The following is a 24,264-nucleotide window of genomic DNA, read 5'->3' as shown; positions in this document are numbered from 1 at the left end:
ATGGAGATCGAGCTCGGACGCGGTAAGCGCGGCCGTCAGGCTTACACCTTTGACGACATTGCGGTTGTTCCCACGCGCCGCACGCGTAACCCCGCCGACGTCTCGACGTCGTGGAGCATCGACGCGTTCACGTTCGAGACCCCGGTGCTCGGTGCGCCGATGGACTCGGTCGTGAGCCCCGCCACGGCGATCGCCCTGGGCCGCATGGGCGCCCTCGGCGTGCTCGACCTCGAGGGCCTCTGGACCCGGTACGAGGATCCGGAGCCCCTGCTCGCCGAGATCGCCTCGCTGCCCGCCGAGTCGGCGACGCAGCGCATGCAGGCGCTCTACGCCGAGCCGATCAAGCCCGAGCTCATCACGCGCCGTATCGCGGAGATCCGCGAGTCGGGCGTCGTCGTCGCGGCGGCTCTGTCGCCGCAGCGCACGCAGGAGCACTACGAGACCGTGGTGAAGGCGGGCGTCGACCTGTTCGTCATCCGCGGCACGACCGTCTCGGCCGAGCACGTCTCGTCGGGCGACGACTCGCTGAACCTCAAGCAGTTCATCTACGACCTCGACGTTCCCGTCATCGTGGGCGGCGTGGGCACCTACAAGGCCGCGCTGCACCTCATGCGCACCGGCGCCGCCGGCGTGCTCGTCGGTTTCGGCGGTGGTGCCGCGTCGACGACGCGCACGGCCCTCGGGATCCACACGCCGATGGCGACCGCCGTCGCCGATGTCGCCGCGGCGCGCCGCGACTACATGGACGAGTCGGGCGGACGCTACGTGCACGTGATCGCCGACGGTGGCGTGGGCACCTCGGGTGACATCGTGAAGGCCATCGCCATGGGCGCCGACGCCGTCATGCTCGGCGTCGCCCTCGCCCGCGCGACCGACGCTCCGGGCCGCGGCTTCCACTGGGGCCAGGAGGCGCACCACGCCACGCTGCCCCGCGGCCGCCGCGTGGCCGTCGAGCAGCACGCGGGCCTCGAAGAAGTACTCTTCGGCCCGGCGACCACCGCCGACGGCACGACGAACCTCATCGGCGCGCTGCGCCGCGCGATGGCGACCACCGGTTACAGCTCGCTGAAGGAATTCCAGCGCGTCGACGTGGTCGTGACCCCGTACGAATGACCGATCAGTTGTCCCACGACGAGGTAGAACTCGAGGAGTTTCCGCCCACCCTGCGCGAGGTCATGCTTCGCTCGAGGTGGATCGGCCTCCTCGTGGTCTGCCTCGTCGTCGCGGGCATTTTCTCGTGGCTGCTGCAGTGGCAGCTGACCCGGGCGCTCGCGACGAGCCCCGTCGCCGAGGGGCAGACCGAAGAGGTCGTGCCGCTCGATGACGTCGTCGAGCCCGGCGGATACCTCGACGGCCCCTACGTCGGCCAGCGCGTCGACGTCGTGGGCACGTGGGACGCCGACAACTTCCTCGTCGTCACCGATCGCGTGAACGACGGCATCGAGGGCTACTGGGTCACCGGCCGCCTCGTCGTCGGCGGCGCCTCGCTCGCCACGGCGATCGGCTGGGCCGCGACCGAGGACGACGCCGAAGACGCGATCGCCGAGCTCTCGGCCGCCGCGACCGGCGACGAGGTCGAGCTCACGGGCCGCATCATCTCGAGCGAGGATCCGTCGGATCCCGACCGCGCGGATCCGCACAGCATCGGCGCGATGTCGTCGGCCGCTCTGCTCGCGCACTGGGACGTCGAGGGCGCGGTCTACCGGCCCTACTTCGTCGCGAACGACGCGACGGGCGAGATCACCGACGCGGGGCTCGAGACCATCTCGTCGCCCGCCCCCGAGCCCGACAGCAACGTCAACCTGCTCAACCTGTTCTACGCGGCAGAGTGGGCGATCTTCGCGGGCTTCTCGTTCTACCTCTGGTACCGCCTCGCGAAGGACGCCTGGGAGCGCGAGCTCGAGGCCTTCGCCGGCATCGACCCCGATGCCGACGACGACGAGGACTGACTACGCCCCGCGGATCTCTTCAATCGGATCCGTGATGTCGGCGATCGTCGCGCCGTAGGCCGCGATGAGCGCGTCGGCGTCGACGTAGAGCGCGTATCCGCGGGCGCCCGCGCCCATCGAGACGCGCTTGCCGACCATGCGCTCGTCGGCATAGACGGGCCAGGCGGTGTGGGATCCGACGGGCACGATCGTGCCGCGCTCGTAGCCCGTCGCCTGCAGGGCGAGCTCGGGCTCGGGCAGGCGCAGCTTGTTGACGCCGACGACCGAGCGCAGCTTGCCCCAGCTGATGGCGCGGTCGCCCGGCACGAGCGCGAAGTAGTACTGCTCGCCCTTGCCCTTGACGACGAGGGTCTTCACGATGTCGGAGGGTTCTATGCCGCGAAGCGCCGCGGCCTCCTCGAGCGACGACGCCTTGGGCGACTCGCGAACCTCGATCTCCAGGCCGCGCTCTCGCGCCGCCTCCTCCACACGCTGCGTTTCGCTCACTCTGCGATGGTAATCGCGCGGGGCTGCGCGCGCCCAGATTCTGACGATCGGTCGAGATTCTGACGATTTCCGCGATATTGCACATTCTCGAGCGATCGTCAGAATCTCGGCGCCCGCCCGAGGCCCCGGCGCTTGCCCAGGACGCCCCGACTAGGATCGAAGGCATGGCTCAGCCACGCCTCAAAACCTTCCCGCAGATTCGCCGCGCGCTGCGCTTCTATCAGATCGCCAGCGTGATCACGGGCGTTGGCCTGCTCGCGCTCGTCGCCGAGATGGTGCTCAAGTACACGCCCCTCGCCGTCGAGCTCTGGGCCGGCGGCCCGCGCGGCTTCCTGCACTTCGACAAGGTCATCCCGGGCCCCGGCTGCACGCCGACGTCGCTGCTGACCCCCTGGATCCCGGGCTGCGAGATCGACTCGACCGGCCAGGGCGTGAACATCTCGCTGCTGATCCTCATGATCCACGGCTGGTTCTATGTCGTGTACCTGCTGGCCTGCTTCCGCCTGTGGAGCCTCATGCGCTGGCAGTTCCCGCGCCTGCTTCTTCTCGCGGGAGGTGGCGTTGTGCCCTTCCTGTCGTTCATCATGGAAGTCTTCGTCATTCGCGACGTCCGGGTTTACCTCGCCGGCCGCGAGGAACGTGCCGCCGCCAAGCGCGCGGCGTCCCAAAGCCCCTCTCCCAACGATCCCCTCCAGGAGGCCGCCCAGTGAGCACCGATACGGCACAGCGCCCGGTTCTCGTCGTCGACTTCGGCGCGCAGTACGCCCAGCTGATCGCACGGCGCGTGCGCGAAGCCGGTGTGTTCAGCGAGCTCGTGCCGCACAGCATCACCGCGGAGGAGGTGGCCGCGAAGAACCCCGTCGCGATCATCCTCTCGGGTGGTCCGAGCTCGGTGTACGCCGAGGGTGCGCCCGAGTTTGACACGTCGATCTTCGGCCTGAAGATCCCGACGCTCGGCATTTGCTACGGCTTCCAGGTGATGGCCCGCGCCCTCGGCGGAACGGTCGCGAAGACCGGCCACCGCGAGTACGGCGCGACCGACGCGACCCTCACCGGCAACGGCGGCGTGCTGCTCGAGGGCACCCCCACCGAGCAGAACGTGTGGATGAGCCACGGCGACTCGGTCGCCGAGGCGCCCGAGGGCTTCGAGGTCCTCGCGACCACCGACGCGACCCCGGTCGCGGCCTTCGGCAACGCCGACGCCTGCTTCTACGGTGTGCAGTGGCACCCCGAGGTCAAGCACTCGGATCACGGCCAGACGATCATCGAGAACTTCCTCCACAAGGCGGCGGGCCTGCCCGCCGACTGGACGAGCGGCAACGTCATCGAGGAGCAGATCGCGAAGATCCGCGAGCAGGTCGGATCCGCGCGCGTCATCTCCGCGCTGTCGGGCGGCGTCGACTCGGCCGTCTCGACGGCCCTCGTGCACCGCGCGATCGGCGACCAGCTGACCGCCGTGTTCGTCGACCACGGCCTCCTCCGCAAGGGCGAGCGCGAGCAGGTCGAGAACGACTACGTCGCTTCGACCGGCGTGCGCCTCATCACGGTCGACGCCGAGGAGACCTTCCTCGGTCACCTCGCGGGTGTGACGGATCCGGAAACCAAGCGCAAGATCATCGGTCGCGAGTTCATCCGCGCGTTCGAGAAGGTCCAGCGCGAGCTCGTCGACGAGGCCAAGGCCGAGGGTGAGCCCATCAAGTTCCTCGTGCAGGGCACGCTGTACCCCGACGTCGTTGAGTCGGGTGGCGGATCCGGTACCGCGAACATCAAGAGCCACCACAATGTCGGTGGCCTGCCCGACGACCTCGACTTCGGCCTCATCGAGCCGCTGCGCACCCTGTTCAAGGACGAGGTGCGTCAGATCGGCCGCGAGCTCGGGATCCCCGAGGCGATCGTCGGACGCCAGCCGTTCCCCGGCCCGGGCCTCGGCATCCGCATCATCGGCGAGGTCACGAAGGACCGCCTCGAGATCCTGCGCGAGGCCGACGCCATCGTGCGCGAGGAGCTCACCGCCGCCGGTCTCGACCAGGAGATCTGGCAGTGCCCCGTCGTGCTTCTCGCCGACGTGCGCAGCGTCGGCGTGCAGGGCGACGGCCGCACCTACGGCCACCCGGTCGTGCTGCGCCCCGTCTCGAGCGAGGACGCGATGACCGCCGACTGGACGCGCGTGCCCTACGAGACCCTCGCGAAGATCTCGAACCGCATCACGAACGAGGTCGCGGAGATCAACCGCGTCACGCTCGACGTCACCAGCAAGCCGCCGGCGACGATCGAATGGGAGTAATCCCGTAACGCACAAAGTGGGACACGCCTCGGGGCGTGTCCCACTTTTGGTTGTTATGGCGCCGCTATTCCCGCACGAAGTGGGACATGCCTCGAGCCGTGTCCCAGTTGTGGCCGGAATGGGGCCGTTATTCCCGCACGAAGTGGGACATGCCTCGGGGCGTGTCCCAGTTGTGGAGGGAATGGGCCTGCTATTCCCGCACAAACTGGGACATGCCCGGAAGCGTGTCCCAGTTGTGGCCGGAACCCCGGGTCAGTCGCGCACCAGCTCCGGGGTGCGGCGGCGGATCCCGGGGGTCAGCAGTACGGCGACCGCGATGAGGGCCAGCACGACGAGCATCGCGAGGCGCAGGCCGAAGTGTTCGCCGAGCATGCCGAGAAGCGGCGGGCCCACGAGGAAGGCGATGTAGCCGATCGTCGCGGTGAACGAGACGCGCGCGGCGGGGTTCTCGCCCGAGTCGCCCGCGGCGCTCATCGCGACGGGGAAACCGAGCGAGGTGCCGAGGCCCCAGAGCACGACGGCGACCGCGGCGGCCGCCTGGTTGTCGACGAAGACGACGATGGCGAGGCCGATGCCCGCCACGATCGAGCTGATGGCGAGCACGATTGCGCGGCCGAAGCGGTCGACGAACCAGCCGCCGCCGAAGCGACCGACCGTCATGCAGACGGCGAAGATCGCGTAGGTGGCGGATCCGATGGCGTCGGAGAACCCGTGCCCGTCGACCATGAGGAGCGGCAGCCAGTCGCCGGCGGATCCCTCGCTCATCGCGAGCGCGAGCACGATGCCGCCGATCATGAGGAGGTGCACGTCGCGCCAGACCGGCGCCTGGTCGGCGGGGCGCTCGCGGCGCTTGACGGTGCTCTTGGCGAAGCCCGCGGGCACGTACCGGATCGCGACGAAGATCGAGGCGAGCATGATCGCGGCGGTGATGCCGAGGTGCCAGCCGACGGGGAAGCGGGCGGCCGTCAGCGCCATGCCGATGATCGCGCCGATGACGGTGCCGAAGCTGAAGAATCCGTGCAGGGTCGGCATGACCGATTTGCGCATGAGGCGCTCGACCTCGGCGCCGTCGACGTTCATCGCGACCTCGCCGCCGCCCATGCCGAGGCCGATGAGGGCCAGCCCGAACGCCACGAGCAGCGGCTGCGCGGCGAAGGCCCCGAGGCCGATCACGGCGACGCCGCAGGCGACGATCACGCCGCCCGTGAAGATCACGCGGCGGGTTCCGAAGCGCGCGACGAGGGGGCCGGATCCGAGGATGCCGATCATGGATCCGACGGAGAGGCCGAAGAGGATGAAGCCCATCTGCGCGGTCGACGCGTCGAGCAGGTTGCGCACGTCGGGGGTGCGCGTCACCCACGACGAGATGCCGAGCCCCGGAAGAAGGAACAGCGCAAAGAGCGCGTTTCGGCGCGCGGTGAGGGAGGTGGGCACAGCGGACTCCAGATCGATGTGCGGGACGCGTGAACTACAGGGCCCGCTGTGCCACCAATTTTACCTATGAGGTCTGGGGGATCGCGTCGATCAACCTGCGGGTGTACTCGTCGCGGGGAGCGGCGAAGAGCTCGGCCGTCGGGGCGTTCTCGACGAGCCGTCCGTGCTCGAGCACCGTGACCTCCTCGGCGATCTGGCGGATCAGGCTGAGGTCGTGCGAGATGAACAGGTAGGTCAGCTCGTCGCGGTCGCGCAGCTCCATGAGCAGGTCGACGATCTGGGTCTGCACCGTCACGTCGAGCGCGCTCGTGGGCTCGTCGAGCACGAGGACCTCGGGGCTCAGGGCGAGGGCGCGCGCGATCGCGACGCGCTGGCGCTGCCCGCCGGACAGGTCGTGCGGGCGACTGCCGAGCACCTTCTGAGGCAGGGCCACGTGGTCGAGCGCGGTCGTCACGCGGGCGGCGCGATCGGCGGCGGACAGGTCGGTCGATAGTGCGATGGGCTCGTCGAGCAGCTGCCGCACCGTGAACCGCGGGTCGAGCGCCGACAGCGGGTTCTGGTACACCAGCTGCAGCCGGCGGGCGGCGACCTTCACCGACCCGCCCTCGTACGGTTCGAGCCCGGCGACGATGCGCGCGATCGTCGATTTTCCGGATCCGGATTCGCCGACGAGCGCGTGGATGCTCCCGCGCCGCACCCGCAGGTCGACCCCGTTGACGGCGGGCCGCGGGGATCCGGGGAAGGTCTTCGTGAGGCCGGTCACCTCGATCGCGACGTCGACCGCGGGGTCGACGGGGCGGAGGAGGTACGCGTAGCGATCGGGGCTCAGCGCGGGAGCGTTCGCGAAGAGCTCGCGCGTGTAGTCGTCGTGCGGATCCGAGACGACGCGCTCCGCCGCGCCCTGGTCGACGACGATGCCCTCGTGGAGCACCGCGATGTCGTCGGCGCGCTCGCGCGCGAGCGCAAGGTCGTGCGTGATGAGGAGAACCGCGAGGCCGAGCTCCTCGCGCAGCTCGCCGATGAGGTCGAGGATCGTGCGCTGCACCGTCACATCGAGCGCGCTCGTCGGCTCGTCGGCGATGAGCAGCTGCGGGGATCCGGAAATCGCGATCGCGATCAGCACGCGCTGGAGCTGCCCGCCGGAGAGCTCGTGGGGGCGGAGCTTCAGCTTGTGCGCCGCGTCGACGATGCCGACCCGCGCGAGCAGCCCGGCGGCGCGCGCCTCGCGTTCGCCGCGGGGCACGCCGTGCCGCTTCAGCTCGGCGCCGAGGCGCGAGCCGATAGTCTGCAGCGGATCGAGCGAGCTCAGCGGATCCTGCGGCACGAAGCCGATCTCGCTCCCGCGGAGCGGTCGCCAGTCGCGATCGGTGAAGCGGGTCACGTCGCGGCTCGCGAGCGTGATGGATCCGCCGGTCACCTCGCCGCGCTTCGGGAGGAGCCCCGCGGCCGCGAGCGCGATCGTCGATTTTCCGGATCCGGACTGCCCGACGAGCGCGAGGGTGCGGCCGCGCGACACCGAGAGAGTGACGCCGTGCACGACCTCGACGAGCTGGTGCGCGGGCCGGTACGAGACGCGGAGGTCTCGCACCTCGAGGGCGGTGGACGTCGCGATCTCGATGGCGGTTTCGGGTGCGATGGTCATGAGCGAACCCCCGTGCGTGCGGCGGTGATCAGCTTGCTGAGGCGGCTGACCGAGAGGACGGTGAGGATGATGACGAGGCCGGGAAGCAGCGTCAGCCAGGGGGAGGAGGCGAGGTATTCGCGCCCCTCGGAGACGAGCATGCCCCACTCGGGCTGGGGCGGCGGGGCGCCGTAGCCGAGGAAGCTCAGGGCCGCGATCGCGAGGATCGAGGATCCGAATTGCAGGGTCGTCATCGAGAGCACGGGGCCCCACGAGTTCGGCAGGACGTGGCGGAAGAGCAGGCTCGCGGGCCCGACGCCGAGGTGGCGCGACGACTCGACGAACGTGAGCGCCTTGACCCGCAGGACCTCGGAGCGCATGAGCCGCGCGAAGGTCGCGACCGACGCGATCCCGACGGCGATGGCGGCGTTGACGGCGCCGAAGCCGAGCGCGACGACGATCATCATCGAGAGCAGCAGGCCGGGGATCGACAGGAGCACGTCGACGATGCGGCTGATGACGGCATCGACGCCGCGGCCGAAGTAGGCGGAGAAGAGGCCGAGGAGCGTTCCGACGCCGAGCCCGATCGAGACCGCGATCGTCGACGCCAGCAGCGTGCGGCTCGTGCCGTGCATGACGCGCGAGAAGAGGTCGCGGCCGAGGTAGTCGGTTCCGAAGGGATGCGTGAGGCTCGGCGCCTGCAGCGTCTGGCCGGGCGCCGCCGCGAGCGGGTCGTACGGCGAGAGCACGCCGGGGATCGCGATCGCGACGACGAGCAGCGCGAGGAAGGTGAGGGCGGCGACGTCGAGCACGCCGACGACGCGCGGGCGCCTCGCGACGCCGGAGGTACGCGTGAGGGTGGCGGTCATGCGTGCGCCCTTTCCGGCACGAGGGCCGCGTTCTTGCGGCGGGCGGATCCCGCGAGGCGCGGGTCGATCAGCGGGTAGATGAGGTCGGTCACGAGGTTCACGGTCGTGAACACGATCGACACGAACATCACGACGGCGAGTACGACGGGGCCGTCCTGCGAGCGCACCGACTGCTCGGTGAGGAAGCCGAGGCCCGTGCGCGAGAAGATCGTCTCCGCGATCACGGATCCGGCGAGCAGCTCGCCGATCGTGAGGCCGAGGAGCGTGACGGCGGGGATGGATCCGTTGAGCAGCACGTGCCGGCCGATGATCTTCGCGGGCGCGGTTCCGGAGGCGCGAAGAACCGTCACGAACGGCTCGTTCGCCGCGCGGGTGAGCGACTGGATCAGCACCTGCGCGATCGCGGCGCTGCCGCCGATGCCGAGGGTGATCGCCGGCAGAAGGAGCGACTTGAAGCCCTCGTCGCGGATCGACGAGAACCAGCCGAGCTGATACGCGAAGACCTGCAGGAGGAGGAGCGCGATGAGGAAGCCCGGCGTCGCGTAGGCGAGCGTCGGCAGGGTGCTGACGGCGTTACGGACGACCTTCCACGGTGCGAAGACGCCGATGAGGGCGACGATGAGGGCGAATACGATCGCGAACACGAGTGCGAGGGCCGCGAGGGTCACGGTCTCGCCGATGCCCTGCGCCATGAGGTCGGAGACCTTGCGCCCGTTGGTGAGCGAGTAGCCGAGGTCGCCCTGCAGGATCCGCGTGACCGAGGTCCAGAACTGCTCGAGCGGCGGTCGGTCGAGGCGGTAGTAGTTCAGGATCGCCTCGGCCTGATCCTCGGGGATCGGGTTCTGCGGGTTGTTGATCCGGCTCTCGATCGGGTCGCCGGGCAGCAGGAACAGCACGGCGTAGACGAAGACGTAGGTGAGGACGACGACGAGCAGCGACTGCCCGATGCGCTTGAAGAAACCGAGGGGAGTCATCGTCACTTGTTCTCGGTCCACACGTCGTAGAACGTGGGGCGAGCCTCGTAGGTGGTGGTGAAGTCGTGCACGTACGACTGCAGGCCGAAGACCTGCGTGTCGTCGAGGATCGGCAGGGCATACGCCTGCTCGATCACGCGGCGCTGGATGTCGCCGACGATCTCGGCGCGCTCCTCGTCGGTCGTCGCCGTGGCCTGCGCCTCGTACAGCGCGTCGAGCTCGGTGTCCGGCTCCTGGAAGGCGAATCCGTTGGTGAGGGTCGAGTTGTAGTTGACGTTCTGGCGCACCCAGGCGTCGGCCTCCGGCCAACCGTTGCGGCGTGCGCCAATGGCCGGATCCGCGATGGTCGCGGAGTAGTTCGCGTAGTCGGTCTCCTTGATGACGAGCTCGACGCCGATCTGCTCGAGCTGCCACTGGATCAGCTGGAAGAGCGGCTTGGACGTGCTGTCGAAGACGTCGATATACGTCAGGATGCTGAGGCGCTCGCCGTCCTTCGTGCGGTAGCCGTCGGAGTCGCGCTCGGTCCAGCCCGCCTCGTCGAGGAGGGCGTTCGACTCGTCGGCGTCGTACGCGAACTCGTCCGAGAGGTCGACGTAGCCGAACGTCGTCGGCGTGACGGTGCTCGTCGCGACCTGCCAGTTGTCGGTGTAGAGGTCGTCGAGGATCTGCTGGCGGTCGATGCCGTGCTGCAGCGCCTGGCGCACCCGCACGTCGTCGAGGAACGGGGCCGACTGGTGCAGCTCCCACGCGTTGACGTTGCCGGCGCCCTGCACGCCGACGACCGTGATGCCGGCGGCTTCGAGGCCCGCCTCCTCGCTCGGCTGGATGTAGCGGATGAGGTCGGCCTCGCCCGAGCGCAGCGAGCCGAGGCGCACGCTGTCTTCCGTGACGGGGATGATGACGACCTCGTCGAGGTAGGCGCGGCCGTCGTGCGCGGCGCTTCCGGGCGCCCAGTCGTAGTCGTCGCGGGCGGTGAGCACGATCTCCTCGCCGTACTTCTCGGACTCGACGACGAAGGGCCCGGAGCCGATGATGCCCGTCAGCTGCGACTGCGCCTCGAGGCTCGAGTCGATCGTCGCGTCGGCCACGAGCGAGGTGCGCCAGAACGACAGCACGTTGAGGAAGGGCGCGTAGGGCGCCTCGAGCGTGACCGTCACGGTCTGCGCGTCGTCGTCGTGCGTGATGTCGGAGACGGCGGGGAACCAGTTGTTCGCCGGGATGCCGCCGTCGGCGTCGCCGTTCGCCTGCCACTCGAGGTTGCGGGCGACGTTCGCAGCATCCAGCGGCGTGCCATCGCTGTAGGTCACGCCATCGACAATGTGGAACTCGTACACGAGGCCGTCGTCCGATACGTTCCACGTGTCGGCGATGTAGGGGCCGATCTCGCCGGTCTCGGGGTCGCGGTCGAGCAGGCGGTCGGTGACGTTCGTGACGTACGCGCTGTCCTGCCAGGTGCCGCTCGACTGCAGCTGCGTGTTGCTCGACAGCTCGGCGTCGAGGTACACGAGCGAGCCGCCCGCCTTTTCGGTGGATCCGCCCGAGGCCGCCGGCGTCGCCGCGGCGCACGCGGTCATCGACATGCCGACGGCGAGGGTCGCAGCGATGACAAGAGACGTACGGCGAAGCGCGGTGTTCATGGGGTTCCTTCAAGACGAAAGGGACGAATGGGATGGAGTTATGGAACCAGGTCAGGGCCACCCGATGCGGCTCTGTGTCGCCGTGCGACGCCGTATGTCGTCACATAACGCCTCACGGCGTCACACAGTCGCGCCGGGGCGCCTTTTCTCTTTACAGTCGGGCGTTATGACTGCAACGATCACCCGTCCCAAGACCCTCGAGGAGTTCGACCGCGCCCTCGACGAGCTGCTGATCGGCATCGCCGCGCGTGCCGTCGAGCGCGAACAGAACCACACGCTGCTGTTCGAGGAAGTGCGGGCGTTGCAGGCCATCGGCTTCGGATCCATTCGCCTCCCGATCGAGTGGGGCGGGCTCGGGCTGAGCTTCGAGCAGGTGGTCGAGCGCCTCATCCTCGTCGCCTCCGCCGACTCGAACCTCGCCCACCTCTACCGCGGCCACGTCGCGGTCGTCGAGGAGGTCGTCGCGGGCTACGACGCCGACGAGGCGAACCACGCGGCGTGGATCCAGCGCATCGCGCGCGGCGACTTCATCGGCAACGCGCAGTCGGAGAAGCAGGAGGTCGCCGAGATCACGACGCGCATCGAGCGCGAGGGCGACGAGATCTTCCTGACGGGCCGCAAGTACTACACGACCGGCAGCATCTACGCCGATTGGATCCGCCTCTCGGCGCTCGACGGCGATACACGCGTCGGAGTGACGGTGAGCACGAAGGACCCGGGCGTCGCCTCATTCGACGACTGGGACGGCTTCGGCCAGCCCCTCACCGGCACCGGCACGACGACGTTCGACCGCGTCGCCGTCGCGCCCGCCGACGTCATCGTGTCGGGGGAGGATCCGGCGCGCGGGCACCACATCGCGTCGGTGTTCCAGCTGATCCTGCTCGCCGCGGCCGCCGGCATCGGCAAGGCGACGCTGCGCGACGCCGTCGAGTTCGTGCGGCCCCGCCGCCGCATCTTCGGCTTCTCGGGCGAGACCCTGCCGCGCGAGGACACCCTCGTGCAGGAGACCATCGGATCCGTGAGCGCGCGCGCCGACGCCGCCGCGCGCCTCGTGATCTCGGGCGCCCGCGATGTCGACCGCGCGAGCGAGAAGTTCGCGGCCGGCGAGGAAGACGCGTACGCCGACCTGCTGCTCGACGTCTACCGCCTGCAGCAGGTCGTCGCGCCGCTCGTGCTCGAGGCGGCGACCGAGATCTTCGAGGTCGGCGGGGCCTCCGCGGTCTCGACGAAGGCCGCGCTCGACCGCCACTGGCGCAACGCCCGTACGGTGCACTCGCACAACCCCGCCGCGCAGCGCCGCAGGGTCGTGGGAGACTTTGAACTGAATGGAACCCGCCCCGATTTCAGCGCTCCCGGGGCACCCGCGGCCGAGAAAGAAGCAGTAACTGCATGACCGACAAGAAGAAGCTCATCGTCAACCTGTTCGAGATGAACACGGTGAGCCACATCACCCACGGTCTATGGCGACTGCCCGGTAACCGCCGCCACGAGTTCAACGACATCGAGTACTGGACGGAGCTCGCCCAGATCCTCGAGGACGGCAGCTTCGACGGCGTCTTCCTCGCCGACGTCGTGGGCGCCTACGACACCTTCCGCGACGGACCCGAGACGGCGATCCGCGAGGGCCTGCAGATCCCCAGCAACGACCCGCTCCTCGTAATCCCCGCGATGGCGGCCGTCACGAAGCACCTCGGCTTCGGCGCAACGTTCTCGACGACCTACGAGCCGCCGTTCGCGTTCGCGCGCCGCATGTCGACGCTCGACCACCTGACGAAGGGCCGCGTCGGCTGGAACATCGTCACCTCGTACCTGCCGAACGCCGCGCAGAACTTCGGCCTCGAGGGCGAGATCCCCAAGGCCGAGCGCTACCGCAAGGCCGACGAGTACCTCCACGTGCTCTACAAGCTGTGGGAGGGATCCTGGGACGACGACGCGATCGTCCGCGACGTCGAAAACGCCGTCTACACAGATCCGGCCAAGGTGCGCTACATCAACCACGTCGGTGAGCACTTCAAAGTCAAGGGCCCGCACCTCTCGTCGCCGTCGCTGCAGCGCACGCCCGTGCTGTTCCAGGCGACCGGATCCGCCGACGGCATCGCCTTCGCGGGCAGGCACGCTGAACTCGTGTTCACGGGCGGCAACACCCGCGAAGACTTCCAGCGCAACGCGCAGGAGATGCGCGACGCGGCCGTGTCCCAAGGCCGCGGATCCGGCGACATCAAGTTCATCGTGCAGGCGGGCGTCATCGTCGGCCGCACCGAGGAAGAGGCCGCCGACAAGCTGAAGACCTACCAGGACTTCAAGAGCCTCGACGGCATCCTCGCCCACTCGAGCATGCCGATCGACCTGACCGCCTACCCGGACGAGACGCCGGTCGACGACATCGCGGCGCAGCAGAGCGACCCCGCGGTCCTCGCCCGGCTTATGGGCTTCGCGGGCCTCACCGCGGGCGAGGCGCTCGCGCGGATCCGCAACGGACGCGAGGGTCGCTTCTTTGTCGCCGGCACCCCCAAGGTCGTCGCCGACGAGATCGAGAAGTGGCTTGACGAGGACGGCGTCGACGGCATCAACCTGCGCCAGTATCACTCGTTCGACACGGCCCGCGACTTCGCGGAGCTCGTGATCCCCGAGCTGCGAAAGCGCGGCCGGATCCGCGAGGACGGCGAGCCGACCACGCTGCGCAACCGGCTGTTCGGCCGCGGCGACCGCCTGCCCGACACGCACCAGGGCACGAGGTACCGCGGGGGAGCGAACCTCTAGGGCGCGCCCCGGGCCCGCCTGGGATCATGGACTTATGACGATTCACGAGTTCTCCCTGCGCGGGCTCCGCGTTCGCGACATCACGCTCGAGGTCCCGCTCGACTGGGCGGATCCGGCCGGCGCTCGCCGCATCGACGTCTTCGCGCGCGAGGTGTCGAAGCCGGGGATGCAGGACGCGCCCGTGCTGCTGTTTCTGCAGGGCGGGCCGGGCGGCAAGGGGCCGCGCCCCGCGCCCGAGGGCGGATGGATCGGCGAGGCGCTGAAGACCCACCGCGTGCTGCTCCTGGACCAGCGCGGCACCGGCCGCTCGACGCCCGTCGACCGCGCGGCGATCGCGGGGCTCACGGCCGAGGAAGCCGCCGACTACATCCGCCTCTTCCGCGCCGAGCAGATCATCGCCGACGCCGAGCACATCCGCCGCGAGGTCTACGGCGGCGCCCGCTGGCAGACGCTCGGGCAGAGCTACGGCGGCTTCCTGACGCTCAGTTACCTGTCGTTTGCGCCCGAGGCGCTGTCGGCTTGCTACGTGACGGGCGGCATCACCTCGATCACGCCGAACGCCGAAGACATCTACCGCAACACCCTGCCCCGCACGGCGCGGAAGACGGCCGAGTTCTACCGCCGCTACCCGCAGCACATCGACACGATGACGACGATCGTCGACGTCGTGTCGAACGACGAGGTGATCCTCCCGTCGGGCGACAGGCTCTCGGCGCGCCGCCTGCAGACCCTCGGAATCGACTTCGGCATGTCGACCGGATTCGAGGGGCTGCTGTGGATGCTCGATGAGGCCATGCTGCCGTCGGGCCGCCTGAGCGACACGTTCCTCGCGGGCGTCGACGCGCGCACGCAGTACTGGGGCAACCCGCTCTACGCGATCCTGCAGGAAGAGATCTACGCCTCGGGCACCGGATCCACGAGCTGGGCCGCGCACCGCATGCGCTCCGAGGTCGGCGGTTTCGAGGCCGACGCCGAGGGCCCGGTGCCGTTCACGGGCGAGATGTTCTTCCCGTGGCAGTTCGACGAGATCGCCTCGCTCCGGCCCTTCCGCGACGCCGCCCTCGCGCTGCACGAGCGCACCGATCACCCCGAGTTGTACGACCTCGGCCAGCTCGCGAAGAACGAGGTGCCGGTCGCGGCGGCGATGTACCACGACGACATGTTCGTGCCGATCGAGTTCGCGGAGCAGACCCGCGACGCCGTGCCGAACATGCACCTCTGGATTACGAACGAGTTCGAGCACGACGGCCTGCGCCAGGATCCGCAGATCGTCCGCACCCTCATGACCCGCGTGGAGCAGGAGGGCGGGGCCCTCTAAAACTGCAATTCTCCGCGCGGTCATCTGCGAATCGCAGATGACCGCGCGGAGAATTGACGGCCCGGCGGGAAGGTGAGGAATTAGCCCTCCGCGCCCGCCGGATCCAGGATCGTGCGCTGCAGGCGTGCGAACGAGGCCTCCATGCCGTCGACCATCCCGGTCGCGAGGATCATGTCGCGGGTGTCCTTGTCGGGATACTCGATGAGCACCGTGACGAGGGTCGCGCCGTCTTCCTCGTAGAGGTTGAGGTCGTTGAGGGTCTCGACCGGCTGGCCCTGCATGCGTTCGGTCGACACCGAGCGGCGCGGCGGCTCGAGCATGAGCGCCTCGCCCTCGAACCCGAAGGCCTCGCCGGGGGTGTCGCCGACGGGCGCCCAGGTGTTGCGATACGACTGCCCGACCTCGGTCGCGGCGACGCACTCGGTCATCTCCCACCCGTCGGGGCCGAGCATCCACTGGCGGATCAGCTCGGGCTCGTGGTGCGCGCGCCAGACGAGCTCGCGCGGGCCGTTCACGAGGCGGGTGATGCGCACGTGGGTGTCGTCGATGAGCTCGAGGCGCGTGCCCTTGCCCTCCGCGAACTCGCGGAGATCCTGCAGGACGGCGTCGATCTGCTCCATCGCCATGCGGGTGCCCTCGATGGCGCCCATCGCGACGATCTGCTCGAGGGCCTCGGCCGAGGCGAAGTGGCTCACGTTGACCATGCGCGTGCCCTCGGGCGTCGACTCAAAGTCGAACTCCATCCGCATGGAGGGAAAGTTCTCGAGCAGGTTGCCCTCCTCGTCGGCGAAGGCGTCGAGCACCTCGAGGCGGGTTGGGGCGTCGATGGCGAGGAACTCCCAGCGGCCGGACGACTTCTCGCCGCGCGGGCCGTGCATCGTGTAGGTCGCGTGGCCGCCGATCGACTGGTCCCAGCTGGTGAACGTGGCGGGCCATCCGGGAGGACCCCAGAAGCGCTCGAGCTGGCGCGGGTCGCTGTACGCGGCCCAGACCCGCTCGACGGGTGCGGCGAAGTCGGCGATGACGGTCATTGTCAGGTTCTCAGCGTCGGTGGAGACGTCGGTGACGGGCATGATTTTCTCCTTCAAACGGTGCTGCGGGTGGTCGTTATTGCGGGTTGCCGGCCGAGTCTTCGGCCAGCAGGTCGTCGAGGCGGGCAACGCGCGCCCGCCAGATGTCTTCGTACTGGGCGAGCAGCGCCCGGGCGCGCGCAATCATCGACGGATCCGCGCGGACGAGCCGCTCGCGTCCCTCGGCGCGCTTGATGATGAGCTGCGCGGCCTCGAGCACGGCGACGTGCTTCTGCACCGCGGCGAACGACATGTCGTACTCCGCGGCGAGGGCCGATACCGACTGCTCTTCGGCGATCGTGCGGCGCAGGATGTCGCGCCGGGTCGACGTCGCCAGTGCCTGGAACACACGGTCGATCTCCGCTTCGCTCAACTCAATTTGTGCAACCATTTGGTTGTACGTTATGCCGAGCGCGGGCGCGTGTCAACCCCTCACATCATCATTTCTCCGTGCGGTCATCTGCGAATCGCAGATGACCGCGCGGAGAAATGCAGAGTTGTGTACCCGGACACGACGATGGCCCGCTCCGTGAGGAGCGGGCCATCGCGTTACGTCAGGGTTAGTTGGCGCCCTGGTTCTTGCGGCGGCGGATCAGCTCGGCGGCGACCGCGCCGGCGGCCAGCATCGTGGCGCCGAGGCCCCAAGCGGCGGCGGTCATGTCGCCGCCCGTGGGGGAGAGCGGGTTGGAGTCGTCGCCCGGGGCGGGCGTCGAGTCGGTCGTCGGCTCAGCCGAGGGCTCGGCTGTGGCCGAGGGCGCCGCGGTCGGCTCGGCGGTGGCGGTGGGCTCTGCCGTGGGCTCGGCGGAGGCAGTCGGCTCGGCCGTGGGCTCAGTGGTGGGCTCGGCCGTCGGCGCCGGCGTCGGCTCATTCGCGAGCAGCGGGCTCTCTGACGTCTCTTCGCCGTTCAGGCAGCTCTTGAGCTCGGTGACCTTGTACCAGGTCGAGCCGTCGGCAACCGGCGTGCAGCTGTCGTTGAAGGCGATCTCGCGCTCGTTGTAGAGCATGCGCACGAGCGGGGTGTAGTCGGCGTTCGTCGCGGGGTCGATGCCCTCGCGGCTCACGATGTCCCACTGGATGTTCGCGGCCATCGGTGTGACCTCGGATCCGCGCCATGGGTTGTCGTCGTAGTTGTACACGTCGGCGTCGGTTGCGGGGGCGGCGTTGTCGGGCGCCGAAACCGTGGATCCGGGGAGCTGCAGGAGGGCAGCGAACGGCACGATCGTCTCGGCGTGCGCGAAGCGGAACGTGGCCGCGACGTCGCTACCGGCGACGCGGGCATCGATGGTCGCGAAGAAGTCGTCGAGCAGCGGCTGTGCGACGGCGTAGGTCTCGTGGTGGCCCTCGAGGCTCGGGCCCTTCTCGTAGAAGTCCTCGGCGTCGAGCAGGTACGCGAACCACTCGGCGTCTTCCTCGTGTCCGGCGAAGTACTGCTCGAAGTCGAACTCGTGCGGGGCGACGTTCTCTTCCTGCATGTCGGCGCCGATGATGTACAGGTTGTACAGCGTCATCGCGGCGTCGACAGCGCTCTCGATCGACTTCTCGGGGTCGCCGCAGGCGTCGGCGTCGACCGACGGGTCGGATCCCTCGGCGCAGGCGATCTCGCCGTCTTCGGTGCCGTCGACGGTGTTGAACCAAGTGTGCGCTTCGTCCTCGCCGATCTGGGCGATGAAGTCGGGCGTGAAGATGCCGCCGAGCAGGTCGTCGGCGACCTCGACCGAGCGGGGGAGGTCTTCGATGTAGTCGATCGCGGCGGCGATCGTGCCGTCGTCGTCGGTCTGCTCGTCGATGTACGCCTCGTACGCGTCGGCGCGCTCGCGCTCGGGCGTGCCCTCGGCCTTGTCGGATCCGTCGGGGTTCTCGACCTTGTGGAAGTAGAGCAGGTCGGGGCGCGGCTCGAGCTCGACGTCGTCGGCGCCGAAGCCCAGCAGGAAGTTCTCCCCCGACTCGGTCGCGCGGGCCTCGCTCGAGGTCTCGGCGACGATCGTGCCGCCCTCGGCGAACAGCTCGGCGTTGCGCTCGGCGGCGCGCTCGCCGATGCCCTGGTGCTGGGTTGCACCCTGGCCGGTGAGCATGCCGTAGCCGTTCTCGACGTTGGCTGCCGTGATGGCGTCGAGGTTCGCGATGAACGCCTCGCCGATCTCGGGGGTCAGGAAGCCGCCCTCGGCCAGTGCCGTGTCGGCGAGGCGGTGCAGCAGCGCGTCGTACTTGTAGCTCGAGAGGCCGCGCGAGCCGTGGCGGGCCACCGACTCGGTCGCGAGGGGCGTGTAGCCCTCGGGCGCATCCTGGTAGGCGTCGATGTCGGCCTGCGAGGGGGCGATGTACGGCTGCTTGCTGCTGTAGTAGTCGGTGCCGGACTCGTCGGCGGCCTGCGCGGGCGCTGCCAGCGCAACCGCGGCGACGGCTCCGATGACGGCCGCGCCGGCGGCCGCGCGGCGCATGGGCTGAGGGGTCATGGGGGATCTCCTAGGTGGTGGGCCCGCCAACCCGGGCCGTCACACAGGGATGTTCCTCGCGCAGAATGAACGCTCGGTGTCGCCAGATCGAACGACGGTTGCGAGCATGTGGAACGTTCCACACGCCGTGAACCCAGCCCGTAGAAACGACGATGGCCCGCTCCAGAAGGAGCGGGCCATCGTCGCGAGGAGATTAGTCGTTGCCGCGAAGGATCGCGAGCAGGCGCAGGATCTCGATGTAGATGAAGACGACGGTCGCGAGGATGCCGTAGGCCGCGGTCCAGGCGAGCTTCGCCGGGGCGCCGTTTCGCACGCCGCGCTGCACGGCGTCGAAGTCCATGACGAGCATGTAGGCGCCCATGAGGACGACGGCGATACCGATGATGACGCCGAGGGGGATCCCCGCGATGGTCATCGAGCGAAGGCCAAAGGCCATGCCTTCGGGGAGCACACCGAACATCATGAGGCCGACGTTCAGCAGCGAGAAGACGGCGTAGCCGATCATCGCGATCATGACAATCTTCGTCATCTTCGCCGATGCACGGATCTTGCCGCTCGCGAAGAGGGCGAGGGTCGTACCGATCACGGCGATCGACGCGAGGGCGGCCTGGATGACGATGCCCGGGAACATCGTCTCGAAAATGGCGGAGATGCCGCCGACAAAGAGGCCTTCGAATACTGCGTACGCAACCGCGAGGCCCGCTCCCGGGATCGTCTTGCGTCGGAAGGCGTAGACGAGGCTAATGACCAGGGTGCCGATCGCGCCAACGGCCGTCGGCCAGATGTATGCGGCGCCGTAAGCGAGGTTAACGGCGGTGAAGTGGCCGCCGAGCGTGATGAACCAGCTGACGGCTGCGGTTGCGAGCATCACGGCGAAGAGAATCACGGTCTTCACGATCGTGTCTTCGTACGTCATGCGGCCCGTCTGCGGGGTGCCCGCCGACGGTGCGGCGTACATGCCCTCCAGGTGAGCCTGCTCGCCAACGGTGGGAGCCTGCTGCGGTGCGAGGGGCGTCGTGTACGCGCCCTGGCCCTGCGGTCGCTCGTTGGTAAAGTACGGGTTGGTGAATCCGGCGCTGGCCATTGCTGTGGTCACACTCCTGAATCGGCGGTGTCGCGAGGGTTGCGAGTCACCACAGGATATCCCCGGAATGCTATGCCTGGGCTGTGTTCATCAGGTGTTTTCTCCCACGGCGTAGTCTGACGCGATGACCGCCATCATCGGACACCGCGGCGCCAGTGGGTACCGACCCGAGCACACCCGCTCCGCCTATGACCTCGCCCTCGCGCAGGGCGTCGATCTCGTCGAACCCGACGTCGTCGCGACGAAAGACGGCGTTCTGGTGGTGCGCCACGAGAACGAGATCTCGGGCACGACGGACGTCGCGAGCCACCCCGAGTTCGCGCACCTCAAGACGACGAAGTCCTTCGCGGGCTACGAGTTCACCGGCTGGTTCACCGAGGATTTCACGTGGGACGAGCTGCAGACGCTGCGCTGCACCGAGCGGATCCCGAAGATCCGGCCCGCGAACGCGGCCTATGACGGCACCGACCGGATCCTGTCGCTGCCCGAGGTGCTCGACATCGCCCGCGCGGGCGGCGTGGGCGTCGTCGTCGAGGTCAAGCACTCGCCCTATTTCGCGTCGATCGGGCTCGACCTCGCGCCCCTCGTCGCGCGCGATCTGCGCGCCGGCGGCTGGCAGGACGAGGACCGCGGCCGGCTCGTGATCGAGTCGTTCGAGGAGTCGGCCCTGCATCAGGTGCGCGACGCGGGCATCGATGCCGAGCTCGTCTACCTCCTCGAGGACGACGGGGTCGCCCTCGATCTCCTCATCGCGCACGGATCCGATGCACCGAGCTACCGCGACCAGCTCGCCGACCTCGGGTCGCTCGCCGAGCGGGTCGACGGCATCAGCGTCGACAAGTCGCTCCTGCTCGACGCGGACGCGCCGAGCTTCGCGGGCGAGGCGCGCGAGCGCGGCCTTGAGCTGTTCACGTGGACGGCGCGCCCCGAGAACGCCTTCCTCGCGAAGCGGTTCCGCGGATCCGGTGCCCGGGCTGAATACGGCGAATGGCGCGCCGAGTGGCGCGCCATTCGCGAGGCCGGTGTCACCGGCGTGTTCGCGGATCACCCGGATCTCGCCCGTGAGATCTTCGGGGATCTGCGCGCCGCCTAGTTCAGGACGTCGTCCCAGAGGCCCTCGACCGCGTGTGCGGGGCCGGGCTGGCCCGCACCGAGCTGGAAGATGTCGCGCATCTGCGTCTCGGCGCCGATCTCGTCGCCCGAGCCGATGAGGTCGGCGAGGCGCGCGAAGTCGTCGGCCATCTCGTTCGCGTCCTTGACGAGCGGGAAGGTGCCGCGCAGGTTGCGGGTCACCTGCAGCCAGGCGTCGGCCATGACGGTCTCGAAGAGCGCGTTGCCGCTGTGGCCGGCGAGGAAGGTGCCGAGGCGCGAGGTCGTCTCGTAGGCCTTCTGCGCGTCGGTCGTCACGTGTCCGCCCGTTTCGCGCGCGAGCTCCGCTGCTTCGGCGCGCTCCTCGTCGTTCATGCGGGGCAGCGCGAGGCGCAGGCTGATCCCGAGCTGGTAGCCGAGGAACTCGAGCGATTGCGCGGGCATCTCGGCCGTGACGGCCGTGACGCGCGTGAACCGGCTCGCGATCATTTCGATCAGGCCCTGGCGCTCGAGACGCTGCAGCGCCTCGCGCACGGGCATTCGAGAAACTCCGAGTTGTTCGGCAAGGTCGCCGTCTCGGACGCGCTGGCCCGGAGCGAGCGTGCCATCGACCACGGCCTCGCACAACTTGTCGTAAACGACGTCGGCGAGTCGTTTCGGCTGGATGTCCATGTTGTTATATCCGCTTCGTTCCATAAGATCCCCCAAACGGGAAAGTTTGTTATCGAGATGATACTTGCCGATGTTTATGCGCGTGCCGTGGCAGGCCCGATCGGTTTGATTGTCAGCGGTCTCTCATAGACTCGAATCTGCCATGGCTGATGCATCTGATGTCACTCTTTTTTCCGATCGAGACCCGCTCCTCGAGGGGCTGAATCCGCCCCAGCGAGACGCCGTCACGTATCGCGGCCCGGCCCTGCTCATCGTGGCGGGCGCCGGATCCGGAAAGACTCGCGTGCTCACGCACCGCATCGCCTCGCTCCTCGAATCGAAGGAGGCGTGGCCGAGCCAGATCCTCGCGATCACCTTCACGAACAAGGCCGCGGGCGAGATGCGCGAGCGTGTCGAGCAGCTCGTGGGCGAGCGCGCGAAGGGCATGTGGATCTCCACGTTCCACTCGGCGTGCGTACGGATCCTGCGCCGCGAGGCCGATCACTTCGGCTTCACGAAGTCGTTCACGATTTACGACTCAGGCGACGTGCGCGCGCTCATGAAGCGGCTCGTGAAGGAGCACGAGGCAGAGACCTTCGGGCTCACGCCCGCGGGCGTGCAGAGCCGCATCTCGAAGCTGAAGAACGAGCTGCAAGACGCCGAGTCGCACGCGCGCCAGGCGAACATGAGCGACCCGGCCGAGCGCGTGTTCAGCGAGATCTTCCACGACTACCAGCGCCAGCTCCGCAAGGCCAACGCCTTCGACTTCGACGACCTGCTCGCGCAGACGGTCTACCTCTTCCGCGCGTTCCCCGACGTCGCAGATAAGTATCGCCGCCGCTTCACGCACATCCTCGTCGACGAGTACCAAGACACCAACCACGCGCAGTACCAGCTGATCCGCGAGCTCACGAAGCCCGTGCAGGGCGAGAGCATGGATCTCGGCGGCGGCATGCTCGCGATCATGCCGGAAGACGAGCCGCAGGGCGCCTCGCTCACGGTCGTGGGCGACTCCGACCAGTCGATCTACGCGTTCCGCGGTGCCGATATCCGCAACATCACCGAGTTCGAGCGCGACTTCCCCGGCGCCAAGGTCGTGCTGCTTGAGCAGAACTACCGCTCGAGCCAGAACATCCTCGACGCCGCGAACTCGGTGATCCGCAACAACTTCGACCGCAAGGACAAGAAGCTGTGGACGTCGGAGGGCGAGGGTGCGCCGGTCATCGGCTTCACCGGCTACTCGCAGCACGACGAGGCGCAGTTCATCGCCGACGAGATCGACTCGATCCGCCGCAAGGGCGTCGACTACAGCGAGATGGCGGTATTCTACCGCACCAACTCGCAGTCGCGCGCGCTGGAAGAGATCTTCATCCGCTCGGCGATCCCGTACCGCATCATGGGCGGCACGAAGTTCTACGACCGCGCTGAGATCAAAGACGCGCTCGCGTACCTCGTGGCGGTCGTGAACCCCGCCGACGAGCTGGCGGTGCGACGGATCCTGAACAAGCCGAAGCGCGGCATCGGTGCCGTCACCGAGACGAACATCGCGCGCTTCGCGGTCGATAACGACATCAGCTTCCGTGACGCGATCGCGCACGGCGCGGCGATCGGGCTCGGCCCGAAGATTCGCGGCGCGCTCGACCAGCTCGACGCGGTGCTGCGCGAGGCTCAGGCGATCCTCCTGCCCGAGGGGGAAGACGCGAAGCCGACCTCGGTGACCGAGGGTCTGCAGGTGCTGCTGAACAAGTCGGGCTACCTCGACACGCTCCGCCGCTCGCGCGACCCGCAAGACGAGGCGCGCGTCGAGAACCTCGACGAGCTCGTCGCCGTGACCCGCGAGTTCGCGCGCAATAACCCCGAGGGCACGATCGTCGACTTCCTGACCGAGGTCGCGCTCGTCGCCGATAGCGACGACCTCGACGACTCGAGCGGCACCGTCTCGCTCATGACGCTGCACACGGCGAAGGGCCTCGAGTTCGACACCGTGTTCCTCACCGGCGTCGAGGAAGACCTCATCCCGCACCGCATCGCCGCGGGCGAGCCGGGCGGGCCGCAGGAGGAGCGACGCCTCTTCTATGTCGGCATCACGCGCGCCCGCAAGCGCCTCTACCTCTCGCTCGCGATGACCCGCGCGCAGTTCGGCGAGGTCTCGGCCGCGATGCCGAGCCGCTTCCTGCAGGAGATTCCGGCGGGGCTCATCGACTGGCGCCAGTCGCCGGGCGACGTCAACGGCCGCGGCGGCACGCAGTCGCGCGCGCTCAACGCCAACCGCCCGCGTGAGAACCGGTGGGGCGTGAAGCCGCTCGAGAAGAAGGCGCCCTCGGCCGCGCTCAGCGAGTTCACCAACCGTGTGACGGGCAAGGTGCGCGACAACGGCGACCTCGAGCTGGCCGCCGGCGACCGCGTGCGCCACGACGACTTCGGCGAGGGCACGGTCGACCAGGTGACGGGCATCGGCGCGAAGCGCATCGCGCACGTGCGCTTCGACGAGGTCGGGCCGAAGAAGCTCCTCATCAAGGTCGCGCCGATCGAGAAAATCTGATGAAGTGACGCCGGATTGTGCCCGGTGCGCCGCGCCCCCGTAC

Annotated in this window: 20 protein-coding genes; 9 read left to right on the top strand and 11 right to left on the bottom strand. The window is 68.7% G+C overall.

The window, feature by feature from the left end:
- Both DTO57_RS09985 and DTO57_RS09980 read left to right on the top strand, forming a co-directional pair.
- Window positions 1-1,113 carry a GuaB3 family IMP dehydrogenase-related protein gene (locus DTO57_RS09985; RefSeq protein WP_114118088.1) on the top strand — a complete coding sequence of 371 codons (1,113 nt, stop codon included), beginning with the start codon at window positions 1-3 and terminating at the stop codon, window positions 1,111-1,113.
- Window positions 1,110-1,949, top strand: coding sequence for an SURF1 family protein (locus DTO57_RS09980; protein WP_114118087.1), 840 nt, complete (start codon window positions 1,110-1,112; stop codon window positions 1,947-1,949). Before DTO57_RS09985 ends, DTO57_RS09980 begins: the two co-directional genes overlap by 4 nt.
- Here the strand turns inward: DTO57_RS09980 and DTO57_RS09975 are convergent, their stop codons facing one another.
- On the bottom strand, window positions 1,950-2,435 hold the full coding sequence (locus tag DTO57_RS09975) for an aminoacyl-tRNA deacylase (protein ID WP_229730389.1): 486 nt from the start codon (window positions 2,433-2,435) through the stop codon (window positions 1,950-1,952). It lies immediately after the preceding gene.
- Between the two features lie 164 nt (window positions 2,436-2,599).
- On the opposite strand from DTO57_RS09975, the gene DTO57_RS09970 reads away from it, so the two are divergent.
- Together DTO57_RS09970 and guaA are read left to right on the top strand one after the other, a co-directional pair.
- Window positions 2,600-3,145 (top strand): DUF3817 domain-containing protein, encoded by a 546-nt coding sequence (locus DTO57_RS09970; protein WP_114118085.1) that lies wholly within the window; start codon window positions 2,600-2,602, stop codon window positions 3,143-3,145.
- Window positions 3,142-4,719 (top strand): glutamine-hydrolyzing GMP synthase, encoded by a 1,578-nt coding sequence (guaA, locus tag DTO57_RS09965; RefSeq protein ID WP_114118084.1) that lies wholly within the window; start codon window positions 3,142-3,144, stop codon window positions 4,717-4,719. The genes DTO57_RS09970 and guaA overlap by 4 nt, the downstream gene beginning before the upstream one ends.
- A 252-nt stretch (window positions 4,720-4,971) precedes the next feature.
- Here the strand turns inward: guaA and DTO57_RS09960 are convergent, their stop codons facing one another.
- The 5 genes from DTO57_RS09960 to DTO57_RS09940 all read right to left on the bottom strand — a co-directional run bounded on the left by DTO57_RS09960 (window position 4,972) and on the right by DTO57_RS09940 (window position 11,254).
- Entirely contained in the window at window positions 4,972-6,153 is a 1,182-nt protein-coding gene (locus tag DTO57_RS09960; protein WP_114118083.1) for an MFS transporter, read from the bottom strand.
- 64 nt (window positions 6,154-6,217) lie between these two features.
- Window positions 6,218-7,795 carry an ATP-binding cassette domain-containing protein gene (locus DTO57_RS09955; RefSeq protein WP_114118082.1) on the bottom strand — a complete coding sequence of 526 codons (1,578 nt, stop codon included), beginning with the start codon at window positions 7,793-7,795 and terminating at the stop codon, window positions 6,218-6,220.
- Window positions 7,792-8,643, bottom strand: coding sequence for an ABC transporter permease (locus tag DTO57_RS09950; protein ID WP_114118081.1), 852 nt, complete (start codon window positions 8,641-8,643; stop codon window positions 7,792-7,794). The genes DTO57_RS09955 and DTO57_RS09950 overlap by 4 nt, the downstream gene beginning before the upstream one ends.
- Complete coding sequence (locus DTO57_RS09945; protein WP_114118080.1) at window positions 8,640-9,617, bottom strand: ABC transporter permease; 978 nt, start codon at window positions 9,615-9,617, stop codon at window positions 8,640-8,642. Before DTO57_RS09945 ends, DTO57_RS09950 begins: the two co-directional genes overlap by 4 nt.
- A 2-nt stretch (window positions 9,618-9,619) precedes the next feature.
- Complete coding sequence (locus DTO57_RS09940) at window positions 9,620-11,254, bottom strand: ABC transporter substrate-binding protein (RefSeq protein WP_114118079.1); 1,635 nt, start codon at window positions 11,252-11,254, stop codon at window positions 9,620-9,622.
- A gap of 166 nt (window positions 11,255-11,420) precedes the next feature.
- On the opposite strand from DTO57_RS09940, the gene DTO57_RS09935 reads away from it, so the two are divergent.
- From DTO57_RS09935 to DTO57_RS09925, 3 genes are read left to right on the top strand one after another with little or no spacing between them, the layout of a single operon-like run.
- Window positions 11,421-12,647, top strand: a complete 1,227-nt coding sequence (locus DTO57_RS09935) for an acyl-CoA dehydrogenase family protein (protein ID WP_114118078.1) — start codon at window positions 11,421-11,423, stop codon at window positions 12,645-12,647.
- The gene (locus DTO57_RS09930) at window positions 12,644-14,014 is read left to right on the top strand and encodes an LLM class flavin-dependent oxidoreductase (RefSeq protein ID WP_114118077.1); all 1,371 of its coding nucleotides are present in this window, start codon (window positions 12,644-12,646) and stop codon (window positions 14,012-14,014) included. Before DTO57_RS09935 ends, DTO57_RS09930 begins: the two co-directional genes overlap by 4 nt.
- A 34-nt stretch (window positions 14,015-14,048) precedes the next feature.
- Window positions 14,049-15,332: an alpha/beta fold hydrolase gene (locus tag DTO57_RS09925; protein ID WP_114118076.1), complete on the top strand. Its 1,284-nt coding sequence runs from the start codon at window positions 14,049-14,051 to the stop codon at window positions 15,330-15,332.
- 80 nt (window positions 15,333-15,412) lie between these two features.
- Here DTO57_RS09925 and DTO57_RS09920 read toward each other — a convergent pair whose 3' ends face one another.
- The 4 genes from DTO57_RS09920 to DTO57_RS09905 all read right to left on the bottom strand — a co-directional run bounded on the left by DTO57_RS09920 (window position 15,413) and on the right by DTO57_RS09905 (window position 19,939).
- A complete protein-coding gene (locus DTO57_RS09920; protein WP_114118075.1) occupies window positions 15,413-16,405 on the bottom strand; it encodes an SRPBCC family protein in 993 nt (330 codons plus the stop codon).
- A 34-nt stretch (window positions 16,406-16,439) separates the two neighbouring features.
- Window positions 16,440-16,793: an ArsR/SmtB family transcription factor gene (locus tag DTO57_RS09915; protein WP_114118074.1), complete on the bottom strand. Its 354-nt coding sequence runs from the start codon at window positions 16,791-16,793 to the stop codon at window positions 16,440-16,442.
- A 169-nt stretch (window positions 16,794-16,962) separates the two neighbouring features.
- On the bottom strand, window positions 16,963-18,855 hold the full coding sequence (locus DTO57_RS09910) for a histidine-type phosphatase (RefSeq protein WP_229730388.1): 1,893 nt from the start codon (window positions 18,853-18,855) through the stop codon (window positions 16,963-16,965).
- A 193-nt stretch (window positions 18,856-19,048) separates the two neighbouring features.
- A complete protein-coding gene (locus DTO57_RS09905; protein WP_114118072.1) occupies window positions 19,049-19,939 on the bottom strand; it encodes a Bax inhibitor-1/YccA family protein in 891 nt (296 codons plus the stop codon).
- Window positions 19,940-20,063: 124 nt separating this feature from the next.
- Here DTO57_RS09905 and DTO57_RS09900 point away from each other — a divergent pair, with 124 nt between their 5' ends.
- Window positions 20,064-21,032: a glycerophosphodiester phosphodiesterase family protein gene (locus DTO57_RS09900; RefSeq protein WP_114118071.1), complete on the top strand. Its 969-nt coding sequence runs from the start codon at window positions 20,064-20,066 to the stop codon at window positions 21,030-21,032.
- Here DTO57_RS09900 and DTO57_RS09895 read toward each other — a convergent pair.
- The gene (locus DTO57_RS09895) at window positions 21,029-21,700 is read right to left on the bottom strand and encodes a GntR family transcriptional regulator (RefSeq protein WP_162785733.1); all 672 of its coding nucleotides are present in this window, start codon (window positions 21,698-21,700) and stop codon (window positions 21,029-21,031) included. The two genes, DTO57_RS09900 and DTO57_RS09895, sit on opposite strands and share 4 nt — an antisense overlap.
- Window positions 21,701-21,842: 142 nt before the next feature.
- On the opposite strand from DTO57_RS09895, the gene DTO57_RS09890 reads away from it, so the two are divergent.
- Window positions 21,843-24,221, top strand: coding sequence for an ATP-dependent helicase (locus DTO57_RS09890; RefSeq protein WP_114118069.1), 2,379 nt, complete (start codon window positions 21,843-21,845; stop codon window positions 24,219-24,221).
- Window positions 24,222-24,264 lie beyond the last annotated feature (43 nt).

Source organism: Microbacterium sorbitolivorans (genome assembly GCF_003327285.1).
Classification (GTDB): domain Bacteria; phylum Actinomycetota; class Actinomycetes; order Actinomycetales; family Microbacteriaceae; genus Microbacterium; species Microbacterium sorbitolivorans.
The sequence above is the reverse complement of the archived record's forward strand: the minus strand, read 5'-3'. Positions and strand labels throughout refer to the sequence as shown.

Coding starts and splice junctions, on each gene's coding strand:
- DTO57_RS09985 (WP_114118088.1), top strand. CDS start 1: ATGGAGATCGAGCTCGGACGCGGTAAGCGCGGCCGTCAGGCTTACACC.
- DTO57_RS09980 (WP_114118087.1), top strand. CDS start 1,110: ATGACCGATCAGTTGTCCCACGACGAGGTAGAACTCGAGGAGTTTCCG.
- DTO57_RS09970 (WP_114118085.1), top strand. CDS start 2,600: ATGGCTCAGCCACGCCTCAAAACCTTCCCGCAGATTCGCCGCGCGCTG.
- DTO57_RS09955 (WP_114118082.1), bottom strand. CDS start 7,795: ATGACCATCGCACCCGAAACCGCCATCGAGATCGCGACGTCCACCGCC.
- DTO57_RS09950 (WP_114118081.1), bottom strand. CDS start 8,643: ATGACCGCCACCCTCACGCGTACCTCCGGCGTCGCGAGGCGCCCGCGC.
- DTO57_RS09945 (WP_114118080.1), bottom strand. CDS start 9,617: ATGACTCCCCTCGGTTTCTTCAAGCGCATCGGGCAGTCGCTGCTCGTC.
- DTO57_RS09940 (WP_114118079.1), bottom strand. CDS start 11,254: ATGAACACCGCGCTTCGCCGTACGTCTCTTGTCATCGCTGCGACCCTC.
- DTO57_RS09935 (WP_114118078.1), top strand. CDS start 11,421: ATGACTGCAACGATCACCCGTCCCAAGACCCTCGAGGAGTTCGACCGC.
- DTO57_RS09930 (WP_114118077.1), top strand. CDS start 12,644: ATGACCGACAAGAAGAAGCTCATCGTCAACCTGTTCGAGATGAACACG.
- DTO57_RS09925 (WP_114118076.1), top strand. CDS start 14,049: ATGACGATTCACGAGTTCTCCCTGCGCGGGCTCCGCGTTCGCGACATC.
- DTO57_RS09920 (WP_114118075.1), bottom strand. CDS start 16,405: ATGCCCGTCACCGACGTCTCCACCGACGCTGAGAACCTGACAATGACC.
- DTO57_RS09915 (WP_114118074.1), bottom strand. CDS start 16,793: ATGGTTGCACAAATTGAGTTGAGCGAAGCGGAGATCGACCGTGTGTTC.
- DTO57_RS09910 (WP_229730388.1), bottom strand. CDS start 18,855: ATGACCCCTCAGCCCATGCGCCGCGCGGCCGCCGGCGCGGCCGTCATC.
- DTO57_RS09905 (WP_114118072.1), bottom strand. CDS start 19,939: ATGGCCAGCGCCGGATTCACCAACCCGTACTTTACCAACGAGCGACCG.
- DTO57_RS09900 (WP_114118071.1), top strand. CDS start 20,064: ATGACCGCCATCATCGGACACCGCGGCGCCAGTGGGTACCGACCCGAG.
- DTO57_RS09895 (WP_162785733.1), bottom strand. CDS start 21,700: ATGGACATCCAGCCGAAACGACTCGCCGACGTCGTTTACGACAAGTTG.
- DTO57_RS09890 (WP_114118069.1), top strand. CDS start 21,843: ATGGCTGATGCATCTGATGTCACTCTTTTTTCCGATCGAGACCCGCTC.